The sequence below is a fragment of the Sphingopyxis sp. genome, assembly GCF_040216815.1.
GTDB lineage: Bacteria > Pseudomonadota > Alphaproteobacteria > Sphingomonadales > Sphingomonadaceae > Sphingopyxis.
Genome location: NZ_JAVJOJ010000001.1, coordinates 1 through 25396, shown reverse-complemented (window position 1 = coordinate 25396; position 25396 = coordinate 1). Strand labels below are relative to the sequence as shown.

Annotated in this window: 28 protein-coding genes; 10 read left to right on the top strand and 18 right to left on the bottom strand. The window is 65.9% G+C overall.

Going from position 1 to position 25396, the window contains the following annotated elements; all coding sequences use genetic code 11:
- Nucleotides 1-34: 34 nt before the first annotated feature.
- The 7 genes from RIA72_RS00140 to RIA72_RS00110 all read right to left on the bottom strand — a co-directional run bounded on the left by RIA72_RS00140 (nucleotide 35) and on the right by RIA72_RS00110 (nucleotide 3938).
- Complete coding sequence (locus tag RIA72_RS00140; RefSeq protein WP_350030328.1) at nucleotides 35-478, bottom strand: hypothetical protein; 444 nt, start codon at nucleotides 476-478, stop codon at nucleotides 35-37.
- A 67-nt stretch (nucleotides 479-545) separates the two neighbouring features.
- Nucleotides 546-1274 (bottom strand): hydroxyacylglutathione hydrolase, encoded by a 729-nt coding sequence (gene gloB, locus RIA72_RS00135; protein ID WP_350030327.1) that lies wholly within the window; start codon nucleotides 1272-1274, stop codon nucleotides 546-548.
- A 113-nt stretch (nucleotides 1275-1387) separates the two neighbouring features.
- Nucleotides 1388-1825, bottom strand: a complete 438-nt coding sequence (locus tag RIA72_RS00130; protein WP_350030326.1) for a VOC family protein — start codon at nucleotides 1823-1825, stop codon at nucleotides 1388-1390.
- Nucleotides 1826-1834: 9 nt separating this feature from the next.
- Nucleotides 1835-2272, bottom strand: coding sequence for an acyl-CoA thioesterase (locus tag RIA72_RS00125; RefSeq protein WP_350030325.1), 438 nt, complete (start codon nucleotides 2270-2272; stop codon nucleotides 1835-1837).
- 14 nt (nucleotides 2273-2286) lie between these two features.
- Nucleotides 2287-3048 (bottom strand): alpha/beta fold hydrolase, encoded by a 762-nt coding sequence (locus RIA72_RS00120; protein WP_350030324.1) that lies wholly within the window; start codon nucleotides 3046-3048, stop codon nucleotides 2287-2289.
- Nucleotides 3049-3171: 123 nt separating this feature from the next.
- Entirely contained in the window at nucleotides 3172-3426 is a 255-nt protein-coding gene (locus tag RIA72_RS00115) for a DUF6356 family protein (RefSeq protein WP_350030323.1), read from the bottom strand.
- A gap of 101 nt (nucleotides 3427-3527) precedes the next feature.
- Entirely contained in the window at nucleotides 3528-3938 is a 411-nt protein-coding gene (locus RIA72_RS00110; protein ID WP_350030322.1) for a MerC domain-containing protein, read from the bottom strand.
- Between the two features lie 146 nt (nucleotides 3939-4084).
- Between RIA72_RS00110 and thrS the strand changes: the two genes are divergently transcribed.
- The 4 genes from thrS to RIA72_RS00090 all read left to right on the top strand — a co-directional run bounded on the left by thrS (nucleotide 4085) and on the right by RIA72_RS00090 (nucleotide 7741).
- A complete protein-coding gene (thrS, locus tag RIA72_RS00105; RefSeq protein ID WP_350030321.1) occupies nucleotides 4085-6088 on the top strand; it encodes a threonine--tRNA ligase in 2004 nt (667 codons plus the stop codon).
- Nucleotides 6085-6843 carry a TSUP family transporter gene (locus tag RIA72_RS00100; RefSeq protein ID WP_350030320.1) on the top strand — a complete coding sequence of 253 codons (759 nt, stop codon included), beginning with the start codon at nucleotides 6085-6087 and terminating at the stop codon, nucleotides 6841-6843. Before thrS ends, RIA72_RS00100 begins: the two co-directional genes overlap by 4 nt.
- 71 nt (nucleotides 6844-6914) lie before the next feature.
- Nucleotides 6915-7379: a DUF7662 domain-containing protein gene (locus tag RIA72_RS00095; protein ID WP_350030319.1), complete on the top strand. Its 465-nt coding sequence runs from the start codon at nucleotides 6915-6917 to the stop codon at nucleotides 7377-7379.
- The gene (locus tag RIA72_RS00090) at nucleotides 7376-7741 is read left to right on the top strand and encodes a type II toxin-antitoxin system VapC family toxin (protein WP_350030318.1); all 366 of its coding nucleotides are present in this window, start codon (nucleotides 7376-7378) and stop codon (nucleotides 7739-7741) included. Before RIA72_RS00095 ends, RIA72_RS00090 begins: the two co-directional genes overlap by 4 nt.
- 3 nt (nucleotides 7742-7744) lie before the next feature.
- Here RIA72_RS00090 and RIA72_RS00085 read toward each other — a convergent pair whose 3' ends face one another.
- Together RIA72_RS00085 and RIA72_RS00080 are read right to left on the bottom strand one after the other, a co-directional pair.
- Nucleotides 7745-10246, bottom strand: a complete 2502-nt coding sequence (locus RIA72_RS00085; RefSeq protein WP_350030317.1) for an ABC transporter permease — start codon at nucleotides 10244-10246, stop codon at nucleotides 7745-7747.
- A gap of 115 nt (nucleotides 10247-10361) precedes the next feature.
- Nucleotides 10362-11060: an ABC transporter ATP-binding protein gene (locus RIA72_RS00080; RefSeq protein ID WP_350030316.1), complete on the bottom strand. Its 699-nt coding sequence runs from the start codon at nucleotides 11058-11060 to the stop codon at nucleotides 10362-10364.
- Nucleotides 11061-11078: 18 nt separating this feature from the next.
- Between RIA72_RS00080 and RIA72_RS00075 the strand changes: the two genes are divergently transcribed.
- Nucleotides 11079-11792, top strand: a complete 714-nt coding sequence (locus RIA72_RS00075; protein WP_350030795.1) for an arylesterase — start codon at nucleotides 11079-11081, stop codon at nucleotides 11790-11792.
- Here RIA72_RS00075 and RIA72_RS00070 read toward each other — a convergent pair.
- From RIA72_RS00070 to RIA72_RS00055, 4 genes are all read right to left on the bottom strand, one after another.
- Nucleotides 11789-12112: a YnfA family protein gene (locus RIA72_RS00070; RefSeq protein WP_350030794.1), complete on the bottom strand. Its 324-nt coding sequence runs from the start codon at nucleotides 12110-12112 to the stop codon at nucleotides 11789-11791. The genes RIA72_RS00075 and RIA72_RS00070 overlap by 4 nt on opposite strands.
- Before the next feature lie 262 nt (nucleotides 12113-12374).
- On the bottom strand, nucleotides 12375-12833 hold the full coding sequence (locus RIA72_RS00065; RefSeq protein ID WP_350030315.1) for an outer membrane protein: 459 nt from the start codon (nucleotides 12831-12833) through the stop codon (nucleotides 12375-12377).
- A gap of 322 nt (nucleotides 12834-13155) precedes the next feature.
- The gene (gene rlmN / locus RIA72_RS00060) at nucleotides 13156-14406 is read right to left on the bottom strand and encodes a 23S rRNA (adenine(2503)-C(2))-methyltransferase RlmN (RefSeq protein ID WP_350030314.1); all 1251 of its coding nucleotides are present in this window, start codon (nucleotides 14404-14406) and stop codon (nucleotides 13156-13158) included.
- Between the two features lie 341 nt (nucleotides 14407-14747).
- On the bottom strand, nucleotides 14748-15077 hold the full coding sequence (locus RIA72_RS00055) for a UrcA family protein (RefSeq protein ID WP_350030313.1): 330 nt from the start codon (nucleotides 15075-15077) through the stop codon (nucleotides 14748-14750).
- A 151-nt stretch (nucleotides 15078-15228) separates the two neighbouring features.
- Here RIA72_RS00055 and RIA72_RS00050 point away from each other — a divergent pair, with 151 nt between their 5' ends.
- Entirely contained in the window at nucleotides 15229-16110 is an 882-nt protein-coding gene (locus tag RIA72_RS00050) for a LysR family transcriptional regulator (RefSeq protein ID WP_350030312.1), read from the top strand.
- A gap of 315 nt (nucleotides 16111-16425) precedes the next feature.
- Here the strand turns inward: RIA72_RS00050 and RIA72_RS00045 are convergent, their stop codons facing one another.
- On the bottom strand, nucleotides 16426-16923 hold the full coding sequence (locus RIA72_RS00045; RefSeq protein ID WP_350030311.1) for a hypothetical protein: 498 nt from the start codon (nucleotides 16921-16923) through the stop codon (nucleotides 16426-16428).
- Between the two features lie 172 nt (nucleotides 16924-17095).
- Between RIA72_RS00045 and dnaN the strand changes: the two genes are divergently transcribed.
- Nucleotides 17096-18211, top strand: a complete 1116-nt coding sequence (gene dnaN, locus RIA72_RS00040) for a DNA polymerase III subunit beta (RefSeq protein ID WP_350030310.1) — start codon at nucleotides 17096-17098, stop codon at nucleotides 18209-18211.
- An 88-nt stretch (nucleotides 18212-18299) separates the two neighbouring features.
- On the opposite strand, the gene RIA72_RS00035 is transcribed toward dnaN, so the two are convergent.
- Nucleotides 18300-19643, bottom strand: a complete 1344-nt coding sequence (locus RIA72_RS00035) for a PQQ-dependent sugar dehydrogenase (protein ID WP_350030309.1) — start codon at nucleotides 19641-19643, stop codon at nucleotides 18300-18302.
- Between the two features lie 180 nt (nucleotides 19644-19823).
- Here RIA72_RS00035 and RIA72_RS00030 point away from each other — a divergent pair, with 180 nt between their 5' ends.
- Nucleotides 19824-20039, top strand: a complete 216-nt coding sequence (locus RIA72_RS00030; protein WP_350030308.1) for a hypothetical protein — start codon at nucleotides 19824-19826, stop codon at nucleotides 20037-20039.
- 31 nt (nucleotides 20040-20070) lie between these two features.
- Here the strand turns inward: RIA72_RS00030 and argC are convergent, their stop codons facing one another.
- The 3 genes from argC to RIA72_RS00015 form a co-directional block, all read right to left on the bottom strand.
- Nucleotides 20071-20997: an N-acetyl-gamma-glutamyl-phosphate reductase gene (gene argC, locus RIA72_RS00025; RefSeq protein WP_350030307.1), complete on the bottom strand. Its 927-nt coding sequence runs from the start codon at nucleotides 20995-20997 to the stop codon at nucleotides 20071-20073.
- 3 nt (nucleotides 20998-21000) lie between these two features.
- Entirely contained in the window at nucleotides 21001-21921 is a 921-nt protein-coding gene (locus tag RIA72_RS00020; RefSeq protein WP_350030306.1) for a C40 family peptidase, read from the bottom strand.
- Between the two features lie 99 nt (nucleotides 21922-22020).
- Nucleotides 22021-23424 carry a leucyl aminopeptidase family protein gene (locus RIA72_RS00015; protein ID WP_350030305.1) on the bottom strand — a complete coding sequence of 468 codons (1404 nt, stop codon included), beginning with the start codon at nucleotides 23422-23424 and terminating at the stop codon, nucleotides 22021-22023.
- A 55-nt stretch (nucleotides 23425-23479) separates the two neighbouring features.
- Here RIA72_RS00015 and RIA72_RS00010 point away from each other — a divergent pair, with 55 nt between their 5' ends.
- Both RIA72_RS00010 and RIA72_RS00005 read left to right on the top strand, forming a co-directional pair.
- The gene (locus RIA72_RS00010; protein ID WP_350030304.1) at nucleotides 23480-24313 is read left to right on the top strand and encodes a DUF3298 and DUF4163 domain-containing protein; all 834 of its coding nucleotides are present in this window, start codon (nucleotides 23480-23482) and stop codon (nucleotides 24311-24313) included.
- Nucleotides 24314-24323: 10 nt separating this feature from the next.
- Complete coding sequence (locus tag RIA72_RS00005; RefSeq protein ID WP_350030303.1) at nucleotides 24324-25259, top strand: SDR family oxidoreductase; 936 nt, start codon at nucleotides 24324-24326, stop codon at nucleotides 25257-25259.
- Nucleotides 25260-25396: the final 137 nt, after the last annotated feature.

Below are 25396 nucleotides of genomic sequence, written 5' to 3'. Positions count from 1 at the left end.
AAACCGGTCCCCGCCTGCGGCTGGTCCCATGGGATCAGCCTTCGTCCCCCGCCGGTTTGCGATAGGGGACGAATTCGCCAAAAACGCAGGTTGGACCGCGGATACCGCTCGACCGGTCGACCAGATGGAAAAAATCCCCTTCGCAGGTCGATGTACCGAACTGGCGCACGACCATGATGTCGCTGTCGCGCGCCAGGCCGGGGCAGCTGCCTTTCAGGTCGTTGCGATAAACCAGATTACCGCTGGCACGGTACAGCAGGATGCTGTCCGAAATGCGGATCGTGCTGTTGCTGCGATAGTTGGGCAGGCAGCTCATCGGCGCGCCGGGGACTTTGCCCGCAAGCTGTTTGTCGAGCCGTTCGGCCTGTTTGGGGGTCAGCGCCGCGGCGCCGGGTTCGCCCGATCCCGCCGGCGCGCAGCTCGCCAGCAGCGGCGCCGCAGCGAGCAGCGCGACAACGATCGCGTTCAGCTTTGCCATGACACGGCTCCTGATAAGCGTTCATAATATCCGTGGCCGATGAACCGGTGCTGAAGCTGCCCGCTCGTCATGCCGCATCCTTGAGCGCACGGATACGCGCGAGTTCGTCGGCGTCGGCCGCGCGGAAAAAGGGGTTGGTCGCGCGTTCCTCGCCGATACTTGTCGGCACGGTGGCCTCGCCCGCCGCGCGCGCGGCCTCGACCGCGGCGAGGCGCGCCGCCAGCGCATGATTATCGGGGTCGACGCCGATCGCGAAGCGCGCGTTCGACAAGGTATATTCGTGCGCGCAATAGACGCGTGTTGCGTCGTCGAGCGACCGGAACTTCTGCATATTGGCGAACATCTGCTCGGCCGTCCCTTCGAACAGGCGGCCGCAGCCCATGGCGAACATCGTGTCGCCGACGAAGATCGCGGCGTCATCGGCGAAATGATAGGCGATATGCCCCGCGGTGTGTGCGGGCACGTCCCAGACGTCTGCCTGCTTGCTGCCGAATCGCACCACGTCCCCGCCTGTCACCCGGACGTCGAGCGTCGGGATGCGTTCATATTCCGCCGCGGGACCGGTGATCCTGCACCCCGTTGCGTCCTTGATCGCGGCATTGCCGCCCGTGTGGTCGGGGTGCCAGTGGGTGTTCCAGATGTCGGTGATCGTCCAGCCGCGCGCCTTCGCGGCGTCCAGCACCGGATCGGCGACCGCGGGATCGACGACCATCGTTGCCTTGCTGGCGGGGTCGTGAACCAGCCAGACATAATTGTCGCTCAGGACCGGAATCCGGACGATTTCAAGCGCAGCCACCTTTTCTCCTTTCCAGCTTTCGCATCCACAAGACGGAGCGGATGCCCGCGGACCTTGGCGAGCCATTCTGCCACAGCTCGCGCGGGAAGTCTCGCTCCCTGCGCGGCGGTCCGCTACCAGCTTCCCGTATTGGGCATCGATGCCCAGGGCTCGGCGGGTTCGAGATGCCCGTCCTGGAGCAGTTCGACCGAAATGCCGTCGGGCGAGCGCACAAAGGCCATATGCCCGTCGCGCGGCGGCCGGTTAATCGTGACGCCCGCGTCCATCAGCCGCTGGCACGTCGCATAAATGTCGTCGACGCGGTAGGCGAGGTGCCCGAAATTGCGGCCGCCGCTATATTGTTCGGGCGCGCTGCCATCCTCGGGCGGCCAATTATAGGTCAGCTCGACCTCGGCGACGCCCGCCTGTCCGGGCGGAGCCAGGAAGATCAGCGTGAAGCGGCCCGCTTCATTGTCAAAGCGGCGGACTTCCTCCAGCCCGATCAGCTTGAAAAAGTCGATGGTGGCTTGCGGATCCGACACGCGGATCATCGTGTGAAGATATTTGGTCATGCGGCCATATTAGGCACGAAGCGGCCGGCCTTCAAACGCTTCGAACAAGGATACGAATGCATCGGGCACCGGCGCGGTCGCGCCTTGCGCTTCCTCGACATGGACGTTGATCAGCATCCCCGCCGCGCGCAGCTCGTCCTTGTCCGCGCCATGGATCTCGAACAGAAAGGTCATCGACGACCGGCCGACGCGCGATGCGCGGACGCAAATGTCGATCTCCTCGTCGAGCAGGATCGGCGCCTTGTAATCGACCTCGGCGCGTGCGACGTGAAACTCCGGGCTGTCGCGCAGCGGCCAGCGATCATAGACGCCGGCGGCGCGCCAATATTCGGTGATGCCAAGGTCGAAATACTCAAGGTAACGGCTGTTGAACACCACCGCCTGCGCGTCGATCTCCGCATAGCGGACGCGCTTTTTGACGTGGAATTTGAAGTCGCTGCGAGCCATGAATGTCCCCTGGATTAACCCGCCGCAAGCCGCGCGACGGTGTCGATGAGCAGCGCGATATCGCGCTCGCGCGACAGGCGGTGGTCGCCGCCCTTGACCAGCGTGACCTGCACATCCGCGCTCGCAAGCGCGGCGGACAGCCGCATGCTGATTTCGGGCGGAACGTCGCCATCCTCCTCGCCGTGCAGCAGGCGCACCGGGCAGGTGAGCGGGATTTCGCCCCCAAGCAACCGGTTCGCCTCGCCCGACTGGAAAAAGCCGCGCGTCGTGACATAGGGCTGGTCGCTGTACGGCGTTTCCTCGACCAGCGCGCCTTCGGCGAGGATGATCGCCTTTTCTTCCGGCGTGAAGCCCCAGTCGGTAAAGTCGGGCGCGGCGGCGATACCCACCAGCCCCGCAACGCGCGCAGGACCGTCGCGCTGGGTCAGCGCGAGTGCGACGAGCAGCATCAGCCAACCGCCCATCGACGATCCCACGACGATAACCGGACCGTCGGCCTTGGCATCGATCAGATCGAGTACATCGCCGCGCCAGTCGAGCAATGTCTGGTCGGCGAACAGCCCGTCCGACAACCCGCACCCCGCATAGTCGAGCAGCAGACAGCCTTGCCCTTCCGCTGCCGCCCAGTCGAACAGCGCGGTCGCCTTGCCGCCCGCCATGTCGGACATGTATCCCGGCAGGAATAGGATCGTCGGACCTGCGCCCCGCGTATAGCGGAACGCGATCCGCGGGCGGCCCGGACGGTCAAGAAAATCGGGGGCGGCGGGGTCAGTCATTTCCTAATCCCGATCGTCTCGAGCGCAGTCGAGACACCTATCGGCGCAGCGCCAAATCGAGGGGCATCTCGACTTCGCTCGACGCGAACTGGGTTTGGGCGAACGGCCACGGAGCACCGGGGATCAGATGACCCAGTCGACCGTGCTCATCTGCGCGACCGCCTGCCCCTTGGCGCGGCGCTGTTCGACCATGATCTTGTTGAGCCGCTGGATCGTGTCGCTGCCCGTGGTGATGCACCAGCCCGGCACGACGGCGTGAACCAGCGCGCAAAGCCCGCCATAGATCATCGTAACGCCGAACTTCGACGCGACGCCAAAATGCTCGATATAGCTTTCATCGACGCTCTTCGGGTGATCGACGAACAGGCGCTTGAACATCGGGGGCTCCTTTCCGGTTGGCGCCGCCGTAGCCGGAGCGGGGCGCGGTCGCAAGGCAGAGCGGCGGTTAATCGGCCAAATGGTGTTCGGGCCGTTTGTCATCAATGCCTGCCCGCGCGGTGACGCCAGCGCCAGTTCGCGAGATGCGCCGCGGCCAAGGTCAGCGCGCCCGCCGAGGTGAGCCACCGGTCGGCGCTTTCGCGATCGGGCGTGGGCACCCACCCCTCGTGCGCGGCGAGGCCCAGCGTGAGCAGGCCGATCCCCGCCCCTGCGAGCAGCGACGGGGCCCACCGGCGATGACGGCGCCAGCCGTCGGTCATGGCGATCAGCGCGGCGGGCAGGGCAAGCAGCAGGATCGCGGCGTGCATCCACTCCGGCAAGCGGAGCCAGGTGCCAAGCGCGGGCGCTGCCAGCAGCGCGAGCGGCAGGGCGAGGCAATGGACGAGGCAGGCGGACGACAGGGTGATGCCGGCAATATCCGCAGTCCGGGTGCGCGGCGAGGGGAGGCACATGGGTGGTCTTTCGTGGCAGGGGGTTGCGATGCCAGATAATGATACGATGTATCATTGCAAGCCTTGTTGTGAATCGCGCCCTTGCCGCCCATATCGCTTGCTGGCAAAGGGGCGCAGTTTTACTCCGCAGAAAGGCCGATTTTTCGATGTCCCAGATGATCCGCGTCACCCTTCCCGATGGCTCTGCCCGTGAAGTTGCGCGCGGGACCACCCCGGCCGAGATCGCGGCAGCGATCGGCCCCGGCCTCGCCAAGGCGGCGCTGGCGGCCAAGATCGACGGCGAGCTGCGCGACATCATGCGCCCGCTGGAGGAAGACACAAACCTGTCGCTGGTGACGAGCCGCGACGAGGCCGACGCGCTCGAACTCGTGCGCCATGACTATGCGCATGTGCTGGCGGAGGCGGTGCAGAACCTGTTTCCGGGAACGCAGATCACCTTTGGCCCGTCGACGAACGACGGTTTCTACTACGATTTCGCGCCGACTGCCGAACATGGCCCGTTCCGCGACGACGAGCTGCCGCTGATCGAGGAAGAGATGCGCCGCATCATCGCCGCCGACCTTCCGCTGACGCGCGAAGTGTGGGAGCGCGACAAGCTGATTGCCAAATGGCAGGCCGATGGCGAGACGTTCAAGGCTGAATGGGCCGCCGAACTGCCGCAGGACGAAGAACTCACCGTCTATCGCAGCGGTGACGGCTGGATGGACATGTGCCGCGGCCCGCACCTTGCCTCGACCGGCAAGCTCGATCCCGCGGCATTCAAACTGACGCGCGTGTCGGGCGCCTATTGGCGCGGCGACCAGAAAAATGCGCAGCTTTCGCGTATCTATGGCACCGGCTGGCTCAACAAGAAACAGCTCGCCGAGCATCTTGTCCGGCTCGAGGAAGCCGCGAAGCGCGACCATCGCCGGCTGGGGCAGGAGATGGACCTGTTCCATCTGCAACAGGAGGCGCATGGCTCGGTCTTCTGGCATCCCAACGGTTTTCTCGTCTGGCGCGAGCTCGAGGCCTATATGCGCCGCGCGATCGACGCCGCGGGCTATCGCGAGGTCAAGACGCCGCAGGTGATGGACGCGCGCCAGTGGGAACAGTCGGGCCATTGGGGCAAATATCGCGAAAATATGTTCGTCATCCCCGACGAGGTTCCGAATACAGAGGACGAAGGCCCGATCGTTTCGGACGCCGCCGACTGGATGGCGCTCAAACCGATGAACTGCCCGGCGCACGTGCTGATCTTCCGCCAGGGCATGAAAAGCTATCGCGACCTGCCGCTCCGGCTCTATGAAAATGGCTGTTGCCACCGCAACGAACCGCATGGCGCGCTGCACGGGCTGATGCGCGTACGCCAGTTCACGCAGGACGATGCGCACATCTTCTGCCGCGAGGACCAGATCGTCGAGGAGGTTCGCAATTTCTGCGCGCTTGCGGATCGCATCTACAAGGATTTCGGCTTCACCTATGCGATCAAGCTCGCGCTGCGCCCCGAAAAACGCTTCGGCAGCGAGGAGATGTGGGACAAATCGGAGGACGAACTGCGCAATGCCGTCGTCGAGGCGGGTCTTGCGACCGACGAATATGGCTGGGAGGAACTGCCGGGCGAGGGCGCCTTCTATGCGCCCAAGCTCGAATGGCATCTGACCGACGCGATCGGGCGGACGTGGCAGGTCGGCACGATCCAGTCCGACCGCGTGCTGCCCGACCGGCTCGACGCGTCGTACATCGGCGAGGATGGCGAGCGCCATCGTCCGGTGATGCTCCACCGCGCGATCTTTGGCAGCTATGAACGCTTCATCGGCATTTTGATCGAGCATTTCGCCGGACGCTTCCCGACCTGGCTCGCGCCGGTGCAGGCCGTGGTCGCGACGATCGTGTCGGACGCCGACACTTATGCGAAGGATGCGGTTGCGGCGCTCACCGCGGCGGGCATCCGCGCCGACAGCGACCTCCGCAACGAAAAGATCAACTACAAGGTCCGCGAGCACAGCCTCGCCAAAGTTCCCTATCTGCTCGTCGTCGGCAAGCGCGAGGCGGAGGAAGGCACGGTCGCGATCCGCACGCTCGGGCAGGACGGCCAACGCATCATGCCGCTCGCCGAGGCGATCACGATGCTCAAGGGCGAAGCGACCCCGCCGGACCTGCGCGCCGGGTGACAAGCCTGTCCCAACTCACCGGAATCGCGCCGCTGACGCTCGCGGGCGCTGCGGCGATGACCTTTGCCGCCGCTTATGTGCGCGGGCTCACCGGCTTTGGCATGGCGATCATCCTTGTGCCGCTGCTGGGGCTCATCATCAGCCCGGCGGAGGCGGTCGTGCTCGGCATCCTGCTCCAGCTTCTGATCGGGCCGGTCGGCATCGGCATCATCGTCGCCGACGCCGACCGGGCGAGTGCGATCCCGATCGCATTGGTCGCGATGGCGACGACGCCGCTCGGCATGGCCGCGCTCGACGCGACACCCGCAGATATTGCGCGGCTGCTCATCACGCTCGCGGCGGTCGGCGCCTTTGTCGCGGTGCTGCTCCCCAAGCATCCCGACGGCCACCGGCCGACGCGCGCCGTGGTGGCCGGAACGGGGCTCGCCTCGGGCATTCTCACTGGATTTGCGGCCATGCCGGGCCCGCCCGTCGTTCCCTTCTACCTCCGCCGTGCGCTCGATCCGAAGGTTGCGCGCGCGTCGATGCTGCTCATCTTTTTCGGCACCGCGATCGCGGGCACGCTCGCCGCGCTGTGGGTGGGCATTGCGACGTTCAGGCTGTTCCTGATTGCGCTGCTGCTCTTTCCGGCGATGTGGCTGGGCAACCGCGTCGGCGCCCGCCATTTCGGCCGCGTCGCGCCGCATATCTGGCAAGCGATGGTCGCGGTCGTACTCGGCATCGCCGCGGTGTCGGCGGTGGTCCGGCTCGTTTAGGAACTTTAGTGTCAATCATGATTTGACATGAAATGAATATAGTACATATCTTGATTCCAAGGAGTCGAGACATGGGAAAATATGAACCCTTGGGGGATCACCTGCGCGCACTGTCGGAAGATAGGTGGAATGCAAGCTTTGAAGAAATCGAGCATATTCTCGGTTTTCGATTGCCCAACAGCGCACGCGATCACCGGGCGTGGTGGTCCAATCATAGCGGAGGGAATCACAGCCAGGCCGCGGTCTGGGTGGAGGCGGGCTGGGAAACGCGCGATGTCGATCAGGCGCGCGAACGCATTCGTTTTGAGCGCGTACGAAAAGTGCGCAGCGGCGAACCGCGGTCGGGCAGCCGGACGGAGCCAGTACAAGAATTATGGGCAGAGGCCGCACGACTGACCGGCATCGAAAATCGCGCGGAACTGGAGCGTGCCGCGGTCACGGCGTTGATTCAACGCGAAGCCGCGCGCGCGCTCGCGTTGATGGGCGGAACCGACCCAGACGCCGCGCCCCCGCCTCGCGGACGGCCTTTCGGATGATCCTGGTCGACAGTTCGATCTGGATCGATCATTTGCGCAGCGCCAACGCCGCGCTGGCCGTGGCGCTTGCCGAAGGGCGCATTGTTCAGCATCCGTTTGTCACGGCGGAACTCGCGCTCGGCTCGCTCGCCCAGCGTGAGCGCTTTATCGGGATGCTCGGCCTTCTCCCCGCCGTCCCGCCGGTAGAGCAATCGGCGCTGCTCGGTTTCGTGGCCGAACATCGGCTATTCGGCACCGGCCTTGGCATGGTCGATGCGCATTTGCTGGCGGCCGCCGCGCGGGTCGACGGGGCAGGTCTCTGGACCAACGACAAAAGATTGGCCGAGCAAGCCGATCGGCTGGGTCTTTCGCACCGTCCCTGAGCGCTACAGGCTGCGGAGTGCCCGCGCCGGTTTCGCCGACAGCAGGGGCCAGCTTCCTGCGATTCCGATCAGGAAGGACAATCCCGCACCGCCCAGTAGGGTCAGGGCGACGATCAGCGGGTCGGGGGCGAAGCCGAACTCGAACAATTGCGTCACGACATACCAGGCGCCGGCCAGGCCGAGCCCCAGCGCCAGCACCGCAAGGATCGCCGCCAGCACCGCATATTCCATGCCCTGCGCGCCCAGAATCTGACCGCGCGTCGCGCCGAGCAGTTTCAGGATGACGCTGTCGTAAACGCGCCGTTCGCGGCTCGCCGCGATCGCGCCGATCAGCACCGCGATGCCGGCGAGGATCGCGATACTCGCCGCGGCGGCGATGGCCTGGCTCATCTGGGTGAGCAGCGTCGTCACCTGCGACACGACATCGCGCACCGCGATCAGCGACGCCGAGGGGAAAGCGCGCGGGATGCTGCGCGACAGCGCGGTTTCGGCCGCGCCCCCGACCGCCACCGTCGCAACCATATTATGCGGCGCCGCGTCGAACGTGCCGGGCGAAAAGACGAGCACATAGTTCAGCCCGAAATTGTCCCAATTGACGGTGCGGAAGGAGGCGACCTTCGCCTGTACCTCGACCCCCAGCACATTGACCGACAGCGTGTCGCCGAGTTTCAGGCCCAGCGAGCTCGCGACCTCCTGCTCGACGCTGACCAGCGGCGGCCCCCTATAATCGGCCGCCCACCACGCGCCGCCGACCAGTTCGCTGCCGTTCGGCAGAACGGGGCTATAGGTCAGCCCGCGATCGCCGCGCAGTACCCATGCGCCCTCGGGCAGCTCGGCCAGTTCGTCGACGCGTACCCCTCGAAATTCGGTGACGCTGCCGCGCAGCGCGGGGATCATGTTGATTTCGGCCTGGGCGTCGGCGTCCGTCACCATCGCCCGAAAGCGCGCGGCGTCGCTACGCGGGACGTCGAGCACGAAAAAGCTCGGCGCGCGCTGCGGCACCGTCGAACGGATTTCGGACGTGATGCTTGTCTGGATCGCGGCGAGCGCGACGAACAGCGTAAGTCCAAGGCCGAGCGCGACGACGAGTGCGCCGGTCGCGGCGCCGGGACGGTGCAGGTTCGCGAGCGCCAGGCGGAACAGTGGGCGGCGGGGGCGCGGCAGGCGGCTCGCGGTGCGGCGCACGAGCCAGCCGAGCGCGACAAGGATCAGGAGCAGCCCGATCGCCGCGCCGATGAAGCCCAGCGCGAACATGGGTTCGCGTGCGGTCCCGACGGCGAGTGCGACGATCGCGGCGAGCGCGGCCGCAACGGCGATGACGGTTGGTCGGTCGATGCGCGCCGCGCCGCTCACCGTCGCGCGGTAGAGCCCGGCGGCGGGAACATGGCGCGTCGCCGCCAGCGGCGGCAGCGCAAAGGCGATGGCGATCAGCAGGCCATAGGCCGCGCTGACCGCCAGCGGCAGCGGATAGATCGAAATGCCCGGTTTGACCGGCAGCACATCGCCTGCGACCCAGCCGATGATGGCGGGCGCCAGCGCCCCGACGATCAGGCCGGCGAGGATCGAAACCGCCGCGACCGCCAGGATCTGCAAACCATAGATGCGCGCGACAGTGCCGCTGTCGGCGCCGAGCACCTTCAATGTTGCGAGGCCGGGGCGCTTGCCCGCGAGATAGCTTGCGACGCCGTTGCCGACGCCGATCCCCGCGATCACCAGCGCGGCGAGCCCGACGAGCGACAGGAACTGTCCCATGCGTTCGATGAAGCGCCGCGTGCCGGGGGCGCCGTTGCTGCGATCGGTGATGTCCCACCCGGCATCGGGAAACGCCTTGTTCAGCGCCTCGCCCACAGTTGCGGGATCGGCGCCCGCGGGCAGGCGCAGGCGATATTTGCTTTCGTAAAGGCTGCCTGGCTGGAGGAGCTGCGTCGCGGGCAGGTCGGAAAGGCCGATGATCGCGACCGGCCCCAGGGTGAAGCCTTCGCCCAGCCGGTCGGGCTCTTCGGCGATAAGGCCGTCGATGCGAAAGCTTTTGTCGCCGAACGTCACGCGGTCGCCGACCTGGAGGTCGAGCCGCGAGGCCATGTCCTTGCCGATCCAGATCGCGCCCGGCGGCGGCGGCCCCTTTCGCGGCCCGCTCTCCAGCCGCATCGTGCCGTAGAGCGGATAGGCGCCATCGACGGCTTTCAGTTCCGACAGCAGCGCATCGCCGTCGGGGTCGTTCGCCATCGCGCGCATCCGCACGGTGGCCGAGAGGATGCCGGCGCGGCGGAAACCTGCCATCTCCTCTGCCGTCGCCTGCCGCTGCGGCAGGCTGAATTCGACGTCGCCGCCGAGGATCGTCTGCCCGCGCACTTCGAGCTCGGAGGTGATGCCGCGCGTCAGGCTGCCGATCGCGGCGAGCGTCGCGACGCCCAGGAACAGGCAGACGGCAAGCAGGCGCAGGCCGCGGATACGCGCCGCAAGGTCGCGCCGCGCGATCCGCCAGAGCGAGGCGAGGGGGAGCATCAGCTGTGGTCCCCTTCAGGCCGTTCGTGTCGAGCGAAGTCGAGACACCCATCGGTGTAGAGCAAGGTCGAGGGGCATCTCGACTTCGCTCGATGCGAACGGAATTGGGCAGCGCTCACGAACGTTCCTCGATCCGCCCGTCGTGCATCACGACGACGCGGTCGCAATGCTCGGCGAGTTCGGGATCGTGCGTGATGATGAGCAAAGTCGCGCCCAGCGCCGCGCGGCGGGCAAAGATCAGCTCGATGATCGCATGTCCCGTCGCGGTGTCGAGATTGCCCGTCGGCTCGTCGGCAAAGATGATCGCGGGTTCGCTCGCCATCGCGCGCGCGATCGCGACGCGCTGCTGCTCACCGCCCGAAAGCTGCGCCGGATAATGGGTCAGCCGGTGGCCGAGCCCGACGGCTTCCAATTCGACGGCGGCGCGGCCGAAGGGGTCGGTGATTCCCGCGAGTTCGAGCGGCACCGCGACATTTTCGAGCGCGGTCATCGTCGGCAGCAGGTGAAAGGCCTGGAGCACGATGCCGATGCGGCCGCGCCGCGCGCGCGCCAGTGCATCCTCGTCCATCGCCGCGAAATCGAGCCCTGCGACATGGATGCTGCCGCCGTTCGCGCGTTCGAGCCCCGCGAGCACCGCCATCAGCGAGCTTTTGCCCGATCCCGAGGGGCCGAGCAGCGCGACCGAGGTACCGGGTTCGACCGCCAGATCGACGCCGCGCAAAATTTCGACGGGGGCCTTGTCGCTTCCCAGCGTCAGCGTCACATTATGGGCGGCGATCGCCAGATCGGGCGATTGTCGTATAGCGTCGGGCAAGAAGAGGACCCTTTGGACATGAAAACGGCCGAGTGGCGTTCTGTCTTTTTATATGGTTGCGTCATCGCGCTTTGCCAACCGCTTGCCGCGTGCGGGTCGGCGGAGGCGCCACCGGCGTCGACGAACGACACGGCCGCGGCGCCCAGGACTGCCGCCATCCCTGCCGACGCACCGCTTGTGATCGCGTTCGGCGACAGCCTTTACGCGGGCTATCAGCTCGGCCCGAAGGAGGGACTTGCGCCGCAGCTTCAGGCCGCGCTCGCCGCCGACGGCATCGCCGCGCGCGTCCAGAATGCTGGCGTGTCGGGCGACACGACCGCGGCGGGACGCCAGCGGCTGACCTATGTGCTGGACAACGCCAAGGCCAAACCCGCGCTCGTCGTGCTCGGGCTTGGCGGCAACGACATGCTGCGCGGGATCGGCCCCGACCAGACACGCGCCAATTTGGACGCGGTGCTCGCCGAACTGAAAAAGCGCGACATTCCGGTGCTGCTCACCGGCATGATGGCCGCGCCCAACCTCGGCAGCGATTATGCGAACAAGTTCAACCCCATCTATCCCGCGCTCGCCGCGAAATATGACGTCAGCTTCTATCCCTTCATCCTCGACAATGTGATCACCGACAAGGCGCTGATGCTCGGCGACAATATCCACCCCAACGCCCAGGGCGTGAAGGTCGTCGCCGAAGCACTCGCGCCGCTGGTCGAACAGGCGCTGCCCGACGCGGGCTAGCTGCCGCGCGGCCCGAACAGGATGACAGCCGCACCGCCAAGACACACCGCGGCGCCGATCAGGTCCCAGCGGTCGGGCTTTGCGCCCTCGACCGCCCACAACCACAAGAGCGCTGACACGATATAGACCCCGCCATAAGCCGCGTAAGTCCGTCCCGCATGCTCGGCATCGACCAGCGTGAGAAGGTAAGCGAACAGCGCGAGCGCCGCCATGCCCGGCGCGATCCACCAGATCGACTTGCCCAGCCGCAACCACGCCCAAAAGGCGAAGCAGCCCGCGATTTCGGCAAGCGCGGCACCGATATAGGCAAAGGCGGTCATCCGGCAACTGTGGCGCGGTGCGGGGTGAAAGGGAAGGGGCGCGGTGCTGAGGATTGTCACGTGGGGCGCGCCATCGCCCACCCTCGTCATTCCCGCGTAAGCGGGAACCCGGTGTGGGATCAGCCTACGCATGCGCTGGGTCCCCGCTTTCGCGGGGATGACGAAGGGGGATGGAGCGACAGTCGGTTCAAGTTCAAAGTCGCCCAACAAAAAAGGGGCCACCCGCGGGCCGCCCCTCCTTTGTCATCGCTGGTCCGACGGATCAGAACGCGAAGCCGACGCCCGCGACAAAGCTGTCGAAGTCGCCGAAGTTGTTGATGAACTGGTGGCGATATTCGACCTTGCCATAGATGTTCTGGCCAAGCTTGTGCTGGTAGCCCGCACCGACATAGGGATCATCGATGTCGCCGAAGGTGTAGCCGCCGGTGGCGTAGAGCTTGCCGTTGGCACCGACCTTGGCGCCGGCGCGCGCGCCGGCCGAGAACTGGACGTTGGCGCCGTCGATCAGCACCTTGTCACCCGCGATTTCACCGCCGACGAAAGCGGCCGAACCGAGGTCGAAATCATAGCCGGCGGCAACGCCGAGCGTGCCTTCGTCGATCCCGTTGCCGGTGATCAGACCGCCGCGCACTTCGACGCGGCCTTCGCCGCCTTCGGCGGCAAGGGCGGGGGTGGCGACAACGGCCGAGAGGAGAGCGGCTGCAACTGCGAATTTTTTCATTTTTTTCTTCCTTCGTTCAAATCAGGACCGCACCCTCTTGGGTCGCGGCCCGGCCCCTAAATGGCGTCGCCACCTGTCGGTTCAATGAACGGATCGATCAGTATGTGACAATTTTCTTACCTGTGTTATTTTTACCACACAGTATAGAATAGCTATGCGAAAGCTGCGCCGGAAAACCGGCGGAAAAGCTGGGCGTATTTGGGGTCTCGTCATCCCGGCGAAGGGTGTCGGAAGGCCCGTGACTCCCGGCACGATCACGCCGTTGCGGCACGAGCCACCGTCGAGATTCCGGCCATGGCCGGAATGACGGCGGGATATGGGGCTATCCCAGCGCGGCCTGCTTTTCCTCGGCGATCCGGTCGAGTTCGGCGCGCGTCGGCTTGGTCGCGGCGCTCTTCAATTGCCCGCACGCGGCCATGATGTCGCGCCCGCGCGGGGTACGGATCGGCGCCGAAATGCCCGCCTTGAAGATGAGGTTGCTGAACGCACGCACACGCTCGGGCGTCGAACATTCATAGGGTGCGCCCGGCCAGGGGTTGAAGGGGATCAGATTGACCTTCGCGGGCAGATTATAGTGCTTGATCAGCCGCACCAGCTCGCGCGCATCCTCGTCGCGGTCATTCTTGTCCTTCAGCATCACATATTCAAAGGTGATGCGCCGCGCATTGTTCGCGCCCGGATAATCGGCGCACGCCTGGAGCAGTTCCTCGATCCCATATTTGCGGTTCAAGGGCACGATCTCGTCGCGGATTTCCTTGGTCACGGCGTGGAGCGACACCGCGAGATTGACGCCGATCTCCTCGCCCGCGCGCGCCATCATCGGCACGACACCGCTCGTCGACAGCGTGATGCGCCGCTTTGAAAGCGCCAGCCCGTCGCCGTCCATCACGATCTTGAGCGCGCCCTTGACCTCGTCGAAATTATAGAGCGGCTCGCCCATGCCCATCATCACGATGTTGGTGAGCATCCGGCCGTCGGCGGTATAATGGCCGGCGGCATCGTCGTCGGCGTCATCGTCTTCCGGGTCGGCGCCAAAACCGGCCATCGTCCCTTTGGGCCATTCGCCGAGCGCGTCGCGCGCGAGCAGCACCTGCCCGACGATCTCGCCCGCGCCCAGGTTGCGCACGAGGCGCATCGTGCCGGTGTGGCAGAAACGGCAGTTCAGGGTGCAGCCGACCTGGCTCGACACGCACAGGGTCCCCCGATCGGCGTCGGGGATGAAGACCATTTCATATTCCTGCCCGTCGGCGGCGGCGAGCAGCCATTTGCGCGTCCCGTCGCTCGACACCTGCGCCTCCCGCACCGTCGGGCGGCCGATGACGAAGCGGTCGGTCAGCCACGGGCGCATCGCCTTGGCAATGTCGGTCATCGCTTCGAAATCGGTGACGCCGCGGTGATAGATCCAGTGCCAGATCTGCTTCGCGCGCAGCTTCGCGGCCTTGGCGTCCATTCCGGCCTCGACCAGCACGCCGCCGATCGCATCGCGGCTGAGCCCGACCAGGTCGATACGATTGCCCCCGCGCAGCGGGACGGTGCCCGTCGTCACGGGGTCGATATGGCCGGGAATCTGCATGATGCGCCGCGATATAGGGGCGAAGCGGTGAAAGCGCAATCGGGCGCGATGGCTCCGGCTGGGGGAGGAAGGTGGAGAAAGGAAAAGAGGGTTCTCGGCCGAAACAATTTGTCGTCCTTCCCCCTACTTCGTCATCCCGCGAAAGCGGGGACCCAGAGCGTGCGTAGGCTGATCCCACCCTCGTCATTCCCGCTTTCGCGGGAATGACGAGGGTTGGCCATATTCGCTCACCACCCCGAAATCGCCGCAACCCCGTTCACATCCCAAACCAAGACCGGGGCCGCGATCGTGCCCTGATCGCGGCCCCGGCGCTGACGGACCGTGCAACTTCGGTCCGCCGGTTATTTGCGGATCGAACTGACCCGGATCGGTTCGGCGCGTGTGGCGTTCGCGACCACGACGTCGGCCTGAACCGATGCCAACGCGCGCGTTTCGCGGCGGCACTCGCGTACGTCATTCTTGCCGGCCAGGTCATAGCCGGGCGCTGCGCCGCATACCTCGACGACGGCGCGCCAGATGCGGCGGTCGAGCGTCTTGATGCCGGCCTCAGTCCGAAGATCAAGGTCGCTGTGCGCCACGGCGACGCTTGGGCTCGCGGGCGCGCCTTGCGCCCAGACAGGCTGGCCGACCGCTACGGCGGCAAGCGCGGCGAGGATCAGATGCTTTGTCATCTTCTGTCTCCTTCGACCGGCTGGAGAGGAGGGGAGAAAGCCGGTCAGGCCAAAATAGGCCTGCGCCCGCACCGCCGGGAGCAACGATGTTGCGCGATCATTCTGCAAAATTGCAGAATGAGGCAACGGCGATTATGGCGCACAAGACGCCATGTACGATTGGAACGACCTCAAGGCCTTTCTGGCCGTTGCGGAGAGCGGCAGCACGCTCGCCGCCGCGCAGGCGATGCGCGTCAGCCAGACAACCGTGGCGCGCCGCATTGCCGCGCTCGAAGCCGCAACGGGTGTCACGCTCTTTGAACGGCGGCAGGCGGGCTATGCGCTGACGCCCGTGGGGGAGGCGATGCTGGCGAGCGCGATGGCGGTGCGCGACGCGGCCGATCGCTTCGGTGAGGCTGCGGGTGCGCGCTCGCGCGATGCAGGCGGCACGGTCAGCGTCACCGTTATGGAAATCATCGCGGTGACGATCCTGCCGCCGATCCTCCGCGATTTGCGCGCCGAACATCCCGGCATCCATATTCAGCTCGACACCGCGGACGAGCCGCGCGACCTGGCCGCCGGCGCCGCCGACATCGCGATCCGCAGCAGCAAACAGCCGTCGGGCGCGGGCCTTGTCGGGCGGCGCATCGCCGACAATCCGTGGACCGTTTACTGCAGCCGCGACTATGCCGACCGGAACGGCGTTCCGCACAATCGCGAACAGCTGGCCGCGCATCCCTTCATCGGCGGCGGCGGCGGGGTTTGGGAACCCTATCGCGCATGGCTGCGCCAATATGGGCTCGAGGAGGCGGTGGTCATGCAATATGACACCGCGACGGGACTGCTTTCGGGCGTGCGCGCGGGCATGGGGCTGAGCGTCCTGCCCGCCTATATCGCCGATCGCGAACCCGACCTCATCCGCTGTCTGCCGCCCAAGAGCGACGACACGACGGGCCTCTGGCTGCTCACCCACGAACGGCTTCGCCACGTCCCGCGGGTGCGGCTGGTGCTCGATTTTCTCGCGAGGGAATTGACGCGGCTGGCGCGGGAGTAGCGTGGCAGAAAAAGGCCGGTCCTACTCGGATTCGCTGTCATAGGCTCGGTCGTTATGACACAAGGGCCCAACATCGTCGCAGCGCTATGTCGGAGCCGGGCCGGTGATTCCACGCGCGCGCGATTCCAGAGTGAAGTTGCGCAGTTTTCCGGGGCTTTCCACAAAGGTGCTTTTTCTTCTCGTCGTCCTCCCGGACTCGGTCCGGGTTCCGTCGCTGCCGTGGCCATTGGTTGGCGTCGGGCCACCTCCAAATCGCCGCCGAAACGGGAATCGCGAGTAAAGTTCGGCGGAAAACTGCCCTTTTATCACCGCGCCTCAGCGCAGCCGGGCGCATCCCAGCGCCGCCGCGTCGATCGCCGTCGCGGCGCCGCGCAGGCGATAGGTGTCGGCGATCGCGCCGCCTGCCGCGGCGCTGCTTTCGACGCTCATACTCGGGGCCGATCGCATCGCGGCGACGATCGCGGCATCCATCCGCGCATCGCTTGCCCAGCCGTGAACGCCCTGTCCGGTCAGGATGAAACGGCGGCTGCCGATCGTCAGGCGCAGGTCGCGTCCCGCGGTGCGCGCCTTCGACAGCCGGACATAAAATTGCCCGCGAATGCGCGATTTGGGCCAATAACCCACGCTGGCGTAGGCTTTGACCTGGGGTGTGCCGATCGTCGCCGACGGCGCGGCAATGGCGTAGCAGCGCGGCCGCGCCGGATCGCGAAAGGCGCCCCAGCCGTCGAAAATGCCCAGCGCGGCGGGCGCTGCGGCAAAAGCTGCGGCGGGTATTGTCGCCATCATCAGCAGGGAAAGGGGCCAGCGCTGCATCGCGTCTCGTTCGCCCGATTATGCCCGCTTTGCAAGCATGGCTTGCACGTCGCGGTGCGTTCGTTAAGGAAGGTGGACAATTTCAGGGGCCGGAATCGGGGTGCGAATCGCCGCCGATGCTCTGTCCCCGCAAGGGACTTCTCCCGCGAAGCATTCAGGATGGCGGATTAGAATGAAAGCGACGATCGAACGCGCAGTCTTGTTGAAAAGCCTCGGCCATGTCCAATCGGTGGTCGAACGGCGCAATACGATCCCGATCCTGTCGAACGTCCTGATCGAAGCCGATGGCACGGGCCAGCTCAAACTGATGGCGACCGACCTCGACCTTCAGGTCGTCGAAACGATCGCCGCAAAGGTCGAAACGCCCGGCACGACGACGGTGTCGGCGCACACTTTGTTCGAAATCGCGCGCAAGCTTCCCGAGGGGGCGGAGGTCAGCCTGGCGGCTGCCGAGGGCAAGATGCAGGTCAAGGCCGGCCGCTCCAACTTCAACCTGCCGACCCTGCCACGCGACGATTTTCCAGTGATTGCCGAAGGTGATCTGCCCACCAATTTCGAACTGCCGGTCGCGGAGCTGGTCCAGATCATCGACAAGACGCGTTTTGCCATCTCGACCGAGGAAACGCGCTATTACCTCAACGGCATCTTCTTCCACGTGGCAGAGGATGCGACGGGTCCGGTGCTGAAGGCCGCGGCGACCGACGGGCACCGGCTCGCCCGCTACACGGTGACGCGTCCCGACGGCGCCGCGGGGATGCCGGACGTCATCGTCCCCCGCAAATGCGTCGGCGAAATCCGCAAGCTGCTCGACGAGGCCGAGGGCAATGTCGAAATCAGCCTTTCGGCTAGCAAGATCCGATTCCAGCTCGGCAACGCCGTGCTCACCTCGAAACTGATCGACGGCACCTTCCCCGATTACAGCCGCGTCATTCCGACTGCGAACGACAAGCTTTTGAAGGTCGACCCGAAGAGTCTGTTCCAGGGCGTCGACCGCGTGTCGACGATCGCCAGCGAAAAGACGCGCGCGGTGAAGGTCGGGCTCGACAAGGACCGCATCACGCTCAGCGTCACCAGCCCCGAAAACGGCACCGCGGCCGAAGAACTCGCCGCGGGTTACGACAGCGACGCGATGGAGATCGGCTTCAACGCCCGCTACCTCAGCGACATTCTGGGGCAAGTTGATGGTGACAGCGTCGAACTCCACCTCGCCGACGCCAACGCCCCGACGCTGATCCGCGAAAGCGAAAAGAGCCCGGCGCTCTATGTGCTGATGCCGATGCGGGTTTGATCTCGCGTCGCTCCCGCGAAGGCGGGTGCCGCTGGAGAGGTAGCGCAAGGCCGACGGCGGCCCCCGCCTTCGCGGAGGCGACGGTTGTTTACCCCGCTTTCGCCACCCGCCAGATCACCCCGCCGGTATCGTCGGCGATCAGCGCGCTGCCGTCCTTCGCCACCTTGACGTCGGCCGGGCGGCCGCGGGTGGTCTTGCCGTCGGCGGCAAGGAAGCGGTCGAGCAGCGTGATCGGCAGCGCGTCGAGCGGCTTGCCGTTGGCGGCGAACTTGACGAACACGACATCATAGCCGGCAACCGGCTCGCGGTTCCACGATCCGTGCCGGGCGATCAGCGCGCCGTTCGACCAGCGCTCGCCAAGGTCGAGCCCGGTGGTAAATGTGAAGCCCAGCGGTGCCGTGTGGGCACCCAGCCCATATTCGGGCCGCTTGACATATTGGCGCCGGTCCTCGGCCTCGGGCTCCACCCGGGGATCGATGAAGCCGCCCCAATAATACCAGGGCCAGCCGTAAAAATCGCCCTCGTCCACGTCGGTCAGATAATCGGGGACCAGATCGCTGCCCAGCATGTCGCGTTCGTTCACGACGGTCCACAGCCGGTCGCTGCCCGGATAAAAGGCCAAGCCGACGGGGTTGCGGATACCGGCTGCGAAGGTGCGGATATATTGGCTCTCGGGCCGCACTTCGAGCACGCTGGCGCGGCGGAACTCGCGGTTCATGCCCGCCTCGCCGATGTTCGAATCGGCGCCGACGCCGATATAGAGCCACCCGTTCGGCGCCGCGGCCAGGCTCTTGGTCCAATGGCGGTTGGTGCCTTTGGCGGGCAGGTCGACAATCTTGGTGGGTTTGCCGCTCATCTTCGTCTCGCCCGCGACATAGGGAAAGGCAAGCAGCGCGTCGGTGTTGGCGACATAGAGCGTATTACCGACGAGCACCATGCCGTAGGGCGAATTGAGGCCGGTGATATAGGCGGTCTTCACCTCGGCCTTGCCGTCGCCGTCGGCGTCGCGGAGGAGGGTGATACGGTTCGCCGATGGTTTGCGTCCGGCGCCCGCCTTGCCCATCAGATTTTTCATCACCGCGCCCTCGACGCCGCCGTCCTTGCGCGGCGGGCTCTGCGATTCGGCCGCCAACACATCGCCATTGGGCAGCACCAGGATCGTGCGCGGATGGTCGAGCCCCTCGGCAAAGCGCTGGACGCTCAGGCCGTCGGCGGCGCGCGGCGCCTGTCCGGCGGGCCAACTCGTCGCTTCGGGCACGTTGATCGTCGGGAAGGTTTCGGTGCGCTGCGAGGCCATCACCGGCACCCGCCCGCTGAGCTCGGCGGTCGAGAAGCGCGCCACGTCGGGCCGCGACATGACATAAAGGGTTACGCCGCCGACGATCAGCAGCAGGAGAAGGGCGAGGCCGACATATTTCAGGATCTTGCGCATAGGCCCTGTCTACACGGGCAGGGCGTGGCGGCAAAGGGGCGAAACGAGCTGCCGGGCGGGTGTTTTGGTTAAGCCGATGGCGTCCCGTATTAACCTTACCCCATTGTTCATCACGGTTGAAAAGGGCGCGGTGATGCACGGTGTGTAGGACGAACCTCCACGTTACGGACCAGGAAGTCGATGCACCTGCCAGCCCCCTTTCTCTCCGACCGCGCGGCGGTCGACGACGCCCACGCACTGATCAGCTTGCACGGCGAGGAAGCAGGCTTTGCGGCGGCCGCCCGCGCCGAGCAATATCGCGTGCTTGGCAACCATGTCCATTTCGCGCGCTGGCGGCAGATCGAGCGGCTGATTACCTATCTGTCGGTCGAGGACGTGCTCGACACGGTTCACTGAGACCAGATTTCACCAAGCCCGACAGAAAGCGTTACAGACGCAATCCTGCGGTTTCGGGCAATCCTGCCATGATGTTGAGGTTCTGGACGCACGCGCCGCTGGCGCCCTTGCCCAGATTGTCGAGCCGCGCGACGAGCCGCGCCTGGCTGGCGTCGGCATTGGCAAAAACGAACAGCTGGATGCGGTCGTCGCCCGCGTCCGACGCGCGGAGCAGCATTTCGCCCTCCGTCGGCGCGTCGCCCATGACGACGACCGGGCTTGCGTCGTAAAAGTCGGCTAGCGCGGACCGCAACGCGTCGGGCGTCGCGGCGGGAGGCATGGCGCCAAGCGGCAGCGGCACTTCGACCACCATTCCGCGGTGTGCCGGGATCACTGCGGGCGAAAAGAGCGGCGCGACCGACAGGCCGCAACGCGCCTGCATCTCGGGCACATGCTTGTGACCCAGCGCGAGCGCATAGCCGCGCCAGGCAATGTCCCGATCCTCTTCAAAACGCTCGATCAGCGCCTTGCCTCCGCCCGAATAGCCGCTGACGGCGTGACAGGCATAGGGCCAGTCGGCGGGAAGCAAGCCGGCCTGCACCAGCGGCGCGACGAGCGCGATGAAGCCGGTCGAATAGCAACCGGGGTTCGACACGCGCGGCGCGGACGCCACCGCCTCATGCCCCACGACTTCGGGAAAACCATAGGTCCAGCCCGGCGCGACGCGGTGCGCGGTCGAAGCGTCGATCACACGCGTGCGCTCCCCCTCGATCATCGCCACGGCTTCGCGCGCGGCTTCGTCGGGAAGGCAGAGAATGACGAAATCGGCGTCGTTCAGCGCCTCGCGCCGTGCCGCGGCATCCTTGCGCCGCGCATCGTCGAGCCGGATCAGTGCAAATTCGCTCCGCCCGCCGAGCCGTTCGGCGATTTCAAGCCCCGTCGTTCCTGCGGCGCCGTCGATGAATACGCTTTTCGTCATCGCCTATCCCAGTCGCTTGGCACCGCTGACGGGCACCGCATGTCCTTCGGCGCGCGACCGTTCGATCAGGTCGGCAAGCGGTTCGGTACGGACCTCCATCCAGTGCTGGCTCGCGTGTATGATCGTCGCTGCGTCGGCCATGATGCCGACGTGCCCCGGAAAGAAGACGAGGTCGCCGCGCGCAAGACGGGCAGGGTCGACATCCCTGTCGGGGCCCAGCGCCGCAAGCTGAAGGTCGGTGTCGCGCGGCAATTGAACGCCCGCCGAGGACCAGGCGAGTTGCACGAGCCCCGAGCAGTCGATTCCCTTGGCCGTGCGGCCGCCCCACACATAGGGCGTTCCGATCATATCTTCCGCAATCCCCGCCGGGTCATTCGCGGCTTTGCCGACTTCGGTGAGCGCGGCGAGCGGCAGATAGCCGTGCGAGGTTGCAAGCCATTCGCCCTCGGGCTCGCCCATCACGAGCGCGCCACGCGGCAATACGCCCGGCCCCCCGGCCGCAGCATCGGCGGTGCTATGAAGCATCGCTTCGACCATTGCGACCCGGTGCGTCGGGGCGATCGGGGCGCCGAGCGCCTCGGCCGCGAGATAGCCGACATAATGATCGGCGAGGCAATAGCCCCACGCCCAGCCGCCGGTCAGGTCGAGCAACGCAAAGCCTTCGCCGAACAGCAGTTCGCTCGTCTGTTCGGCGTCGAGCGACGGCGCCGCGCGCAGCGCCGCCGCAGGGAGCACGCCGCTCCGCATCATCGGCGCGGCATAATGCGGGGCGAAATAGGTGCCGGCGACGGCAATATCGGCCAGGTCGGGGCGGATCGCCACGACGCGCGGGTCGAAACCCTGCGACGTTCCGGTCAGGCCGAAACGGTCGCGGCCCGCGCCAACAGTGCCGGGGCGTCCCATGCGCACGCGGCTTGCCGTCATATTGTCACCGCTCTCTGCTGTCACAGCCCGTCCCGTTGAAACCCTGGGTCCGCAGGGTGCGGACGATCGCGGGCCATTAGACCAGCCGCCGACGCTTTATCAAGCCTTGCTGCGGCGGTCGTAGCGCGCCTGCAACATCGCCCATGCGGCGCGCAGCCCCAGCGCGGCGCCGCCTTTGGGGCGCCCTGGCTTCGCGGACGGCCGCCAGGCGAAGGTGTCGATATGCGCCCAGGCCGTTTCGTCGGGAACAAAGCGCTTGAGGAACAAGGCCGCGGTGATGGCCCCGGCGAAGGGCGAACTGCCCGCATTGCCGAGGTCGGCGATGTCGGTTTCAAGGAGGTCGGCATAACCATCCCACAGCGGCATCCGCCATAAAGGGTCGTCGCGTTCGATCCCGCCCGCCAGCATCGCTTCGGCCAGCGCATCGTCGTTGGCGAACAGCGGCGGCAGGTCGGGGCCGAGCGCCACCCGCGCGGCCCCGGTCAGCGTCGCGAAATCGACAATAAGCTCGGGCTTCGCTTCGCCCGCCCTCGCCAGCGCGTCGCCCAGCACAAGCCGCCCTTCGGCATCGGTGTTGCCGATCTCCACGGTCAGGCCCTTGCGGCTTTTGAGCACGTCGCCGGGGCGAAAGGCATCCGCCGAAATGGCGTTTTCGGCGGCGGCGACAAGGCAGTGAAGCCGCACGGGCAGTCCGCTGGCCATCACCAGTTCAGCGAGCGCAAGGACATGCGCACCGCCGCCCATATCCTTCTTCATCAGCCGCATTCCCGCCGCAGGTTTGATGTCGAGCCCGCCGCTGTCGAAGCTGATCCCCTTGCCGACGAGCGCGACGCGCGGATGATCGTCCTTGCCCCATTCGATCTCGATCAGCCGCGGTGCGTGATGCTTGGCCGCGGCGCGTCCAACCGCGTGGATCATCGGATAACCCTGTTCGAGCGCCTCGCCCTTCGTCACGGTCAACGTGGCGCCATGCGCCTTGGCGATACGATCGGCGGCCTTTTCGATCGCCGCCGGTCCCATGTCGGCGGCGGGGGTGTTGACGAGATCGCGGACGAGCGCGACCGCGCGCGCCTCGGCCACCATCGGCGCGATCGCGGCGACGTCGCTCGTCAGCAGGACGCGCGGTCCCTTTGCGGGCGCGTTGGATTTATAGGTGTCGAAGCGATATTGCGCGCTCATCCAGCCGAACATCGCTTTGCCCGGCTGGCGGCCGTCGACGCGGTAGCGGCCTTCGGGCAGGATCTGCCCCAGCTTGGCAAGGCACCACGCCGACAATTTTTCGGCATCGGCGACCGTGGTGACGACCGACCATTTGTCGGGATCGTCGCCGGGCAGAATGGCGTGGACATAGGGGTCGGGCTTGAAGCCGACGGCCGCCAGATGCGCGCGTTCGCGCGCGCTGCGGCCCTTCAGCCATTCGTCATGGCTCTTTTTGTCGACAAGGTGAATGGCGCGGGCGTCCTGTCCCTTGTCGGGTTGGATCAGGTCGGAATAGTCGGTCATGGCAGCGGTGCTAGGCCGGTCGGGAAACTTTGTCGATTCCCGGCGTTATGGCTGGATGACGAAGAATCGATATTGGCAACATGCCGCTCCGATCCTTGCCGGTGCGTTCCTGCTGGCGGGCTGTTCCGAAGACAAGCCGACGCAGGCGGAAAGGGCCGCGGCTGCCGCCGTTCCCGGCGCGCCGCCGGCGGGTGCAGCCGACGAGGCGGCCAAAAATGCGGTGGCCTCGAATGTGCGCGAGAGCGACGAATTGATCGAGTTCGTCTACGCCTATCCGGCCGAAGCCGCCCACATCGCTGAATTGGCCCGCGCGCTGGACAGCGACCGCGCGACCGTGCGTTCGTCGCTCGTCGCCGCGGCGGAGCGCGACAAGGCTGCGGCCGAGGAAAATGGCTATCCCTATCGCCCGCACAGCCATCGCCAGACGTGGCAGCGTGTCGCCGAAACGTCCCGTTTCCTCAGCCTGTCGGCGGAGATCGACACCTATTCTGGCGGCGCACACGGGATGCAGAGTTTCGATACGCTGCTTTGGGATCGCAACCGGCGCAAACGGATGAAGCCGCTGGACCTGTTCGAAAGCAGCGCGGCCTTCGATGCCGCGATCCGCGATGCCTTCTGTGCGGGGATCAAACGCGCAAAGGCGGCGAAAGGGGTCGCGGCCGAGCAAGCGGCGGACGGTCCCTTTGCCACATGCCCGCCCGCATCGGCGCAGACGATCTGGATCGGTTCGTCGGACGGGCGCTATCTCGACCGTCTGACCATCGCCATCGCGCCCTATGAAATCGGCCCCTATGCGGAGGGCAGCTACAAGATCAACGTGCCGATGTCCGGCGCGGTTGCGCGCGTCGTCAAGGACGAGTTTGCGCGCGACATCCTGCCCGCAAACTGAGGAAAGCGACATGGCGAAACGACCCAAGGCCGGCAAGGTCGGCGAAAGCGACAAGGAAAAGAAGGGGAAACGCAGCGCCGCGACCAAGCTGCGCCGTGAAGTGGGATCGGGCAAAACCATCAAGAAGCCGCCCTCCGATCGCGAAGCCGACCTCGATCGTGCGCCCAAGTGGCAGCCACGCTATCCGGGGTCGGGCAGGCTGGAGGGCAAGGTCGCGATCGTGACGGGCGGCGACAGTGGCATTGGCCGCGCAGTCTGCGCGCTGTTCGCGCGCGAGGGGGCGGATATCGCGATCGTCTATCTCGACAATAAACGTGATGCCCAAGCGACGGTCGCGATCGTCGAGGACGAAGGGCGGCGCGCGATCGCGATCAGGGCCGATGTGGGGAAGGCCAAGGCGGGCGAAAAGATCGTCGCCGAAACCATCGCGGCGTTCGGCCGCCTCGACATTCTCGTCAACAACGCCGGCGAGCAGCATCCGGCCGCCGACATTCGCGACATCAGCGCCGCGCAGCTGGAGCGCACCTTCGCCACCAACATCTTTGGCATGTTCTATCTGGTGCAGGCGGCGTTGCCGCATCTCGGCAAAGGCGCCGCGATCGTCAATTGCACCAGCGTTACCATGTATCAGGGTTCCGCCGGTCTGCTCGACTATAGCGCCACCAAGGGTGCGATCACGGCCTTCACCCGGTCGCTCAGCGAAAATCTGGTCGACAGGGGCATTCGCGTGAATGGAGTCGCGCCGGGCCCGATCTGGACCCCGCTCAACCCGCGTGGAGGCGCCCCGGCGGACAAGGTGGCTAGCTTTGGCGAAGGGACGCCGATGAAACGGCCGGGCGAGCCCAATGAGGTGGCACCCTGCTTTCTGTTCCTGGCGTGCGACGACAGCAGCTATATGTCCGGCCAGGTGTTGCATCCCAACGGCGGCACGATCGTTAATGGCTAGGGTCAGGACCCATTAATTCCACGCTCGAGGTTTGAAGCGATTTTGTTCAGTGCGAGGCGGAAAGGCGAAGGGATATGTCGATATTTCAAGACTTTCCAACGAAGCAATGGACAAAATCGATCAAATCCCCCCTCTCG

Bases quoted from the DNA above. Each gene is read 5' to 3' on its own strand.
- RIA72_RS00130 (WP_350030326.1), bottom strand. From the start codon at position 1,825: ATGACCAAATATCTTCACACGATGATCCGCGTGTCGGATCCGCAAGCC.
- RIA72_RS00115 (WP_350030323.1), bottom strand. From the start codon at position 3,426: ATGTTCAAGCGCCTGTTCGTCGATCACCCGAAGAGCGTCGATGAAAGC.
- RIA72_RS00075 (WP_350030795.1), top strand. From the start codon at position 11,079: ATGAAAACGGCCGAGTGGCGTTCTGTCTTTTTATATGGTTGCGTCATC.
- RIA72_RS00015 (WP_350030305.1), bottom strand. From the start codon at position 23,424: ATGACCGACTATTCCGACCTGATCCAACCCGACAAGGGACAGGACGCC.
- RIA72_RS00085 (WP_350030317.1), bottom strand. From the start codon at position 10,246: ATGCTCCCCCTCGCCTCGCTCTGGCGGATCGCGCGGCGCGACCTTGCG.
- argC (WP_350030307.1), bottom strand. From the start codon at position 20,997: ATGACGAAAAGCGTATTCATCGACGGCGCCGCAGGAACGACGGGGCTT.
- RIA72_RS00110 (WP_350030322.1), bottom strand. From the start codon at position 3,938: ATGTGCCTCCCCTCGCCGCGCACCCGGACTGCGGATATTGCCGGCATC.
- RIA72_RS00120 (WP_350030324.1), bottom strand. From the start codon at position 3,048: ATGACTGACCCCGCCGCCCCCGATTTTCTTGACCGTCCGGGCCGCCCG.
- RIA72_RS00055 (WP_350030313.1), bottom strand. From the start codon at position 15,077: ATGACAAAGCATCTGATCCTCGCCGCGCTTGCCGCCGTAGCGGTCGGC.
- RIA72_RS00125 (WP_350030325.1), bottom strand. From the start codon at position 2,272: ATGGCTCGCAGCGACTTCAAATTCCACGTCAAAAAGCGCGTCCGCTAT.
- dnaN (WP_350030310.1), top strand. From the start codon at position 17,096: ATGAAAGCGACGATCGAACGCGCAGTCTTGTTGAAAAGCCTCGGCCAT.
- RIA72_RS00070 (WP_350030794.1), bottom strand. From the start codon at position 12,112: ATGACCGCCTTTGCCTATATCGGTGCCGCGCTTGCCGAAATCGCGGGC.
- RIA72_RS00090 (WP_350030318.1), top strand. From the start codon at position 7,376: ATGATCCTGGTCGACAGTTCGATCTGGATCGATCATTTGCGCAGCGCC.
- RIA72_RS00035 (WP_350030309.1), bottom strand. From the start codon at position 19,643: ATGCGCAAGATCCTGAAATATGTCGGCCTCGCCCTTCTCCTGCTGCTG.
- RIA72_RS00140 (WP_350030328.1), bottom strand. From the start codon at position 478: ATGGCAAAGCTGAACGCGATCGTTGTCGCGCTGCTCGCTGCGGCGCCG.
- RIA72_RS00005 (WP_350030303.1), top strand. From the start codon at position 24,324: ATGGCGAAACGACCCAAGGCCGGCAAGGTCGGCGAAAGCGACAAGGAA.
- RIA72_RS00030 (WP_350030308.1), top strand. From the start codon at position 19,824: ATGCACCTGCCAGCCCCCTTTCTCTCCGACCGCGCGGCGGTCGACGAC.
- rlmN (WP_350030314.1), bottom strand. From the start codon at position 14,406: ATGCAGATTCCCGGCCATATCGACCCCGTGACGACGGGCACCGTCCCG.
- RIA72_RS00065 (WP_350030315.1), bottom strand. From the start codon at position 12,833: ATGAAAAAATTCGCAGTTGCAGCCGCTCTCCTCTCGGCCGTTGTCGCC.
- thrS (WP_350030321.1), top strand. From the start codon at position 4,085: ATGTCCCAGATGATCCGCGTCACCCTTCCCGATGGCTCTGCCCGTGAA.
- RIA72_RS00045 (WP_350030311.1), bottom strand. From the start codon at position 16,923: ATGCAGCGCTGGCCCCTTTCCCTGCTGATGATGGCGACAATACCCGCC.
- RIA72_RS00095 (WP_350030319.1), top strand. From the start codon at position 6,915: ATGGGAAAATATGAACCCTTGGGGGATCACCTGCGCGCACTGTCGGAA.
- RIA72_RS00050 (WP_350030312.1), top strand. From the start codon at position 15,229: ATGTACGATTGGAACGACCTCAAGGCCTTTCTGGCCGTTGCGGAGAGC.
- RIA72_RS00010 (WP_350030304.1), top strand. From the start codon at position 23,480: ATGACGAAGAATCGATATTGGCAACATGCCGCTCCGATCCTTGCCGGT.
- RIA72_RS00020 (WP_350030306.1), bottom strand. From the start codon at position 21,921: ATGACGGCAAGCCGCGTGCGCATGGGACGCCCCGGCACTGTTGGCGCG.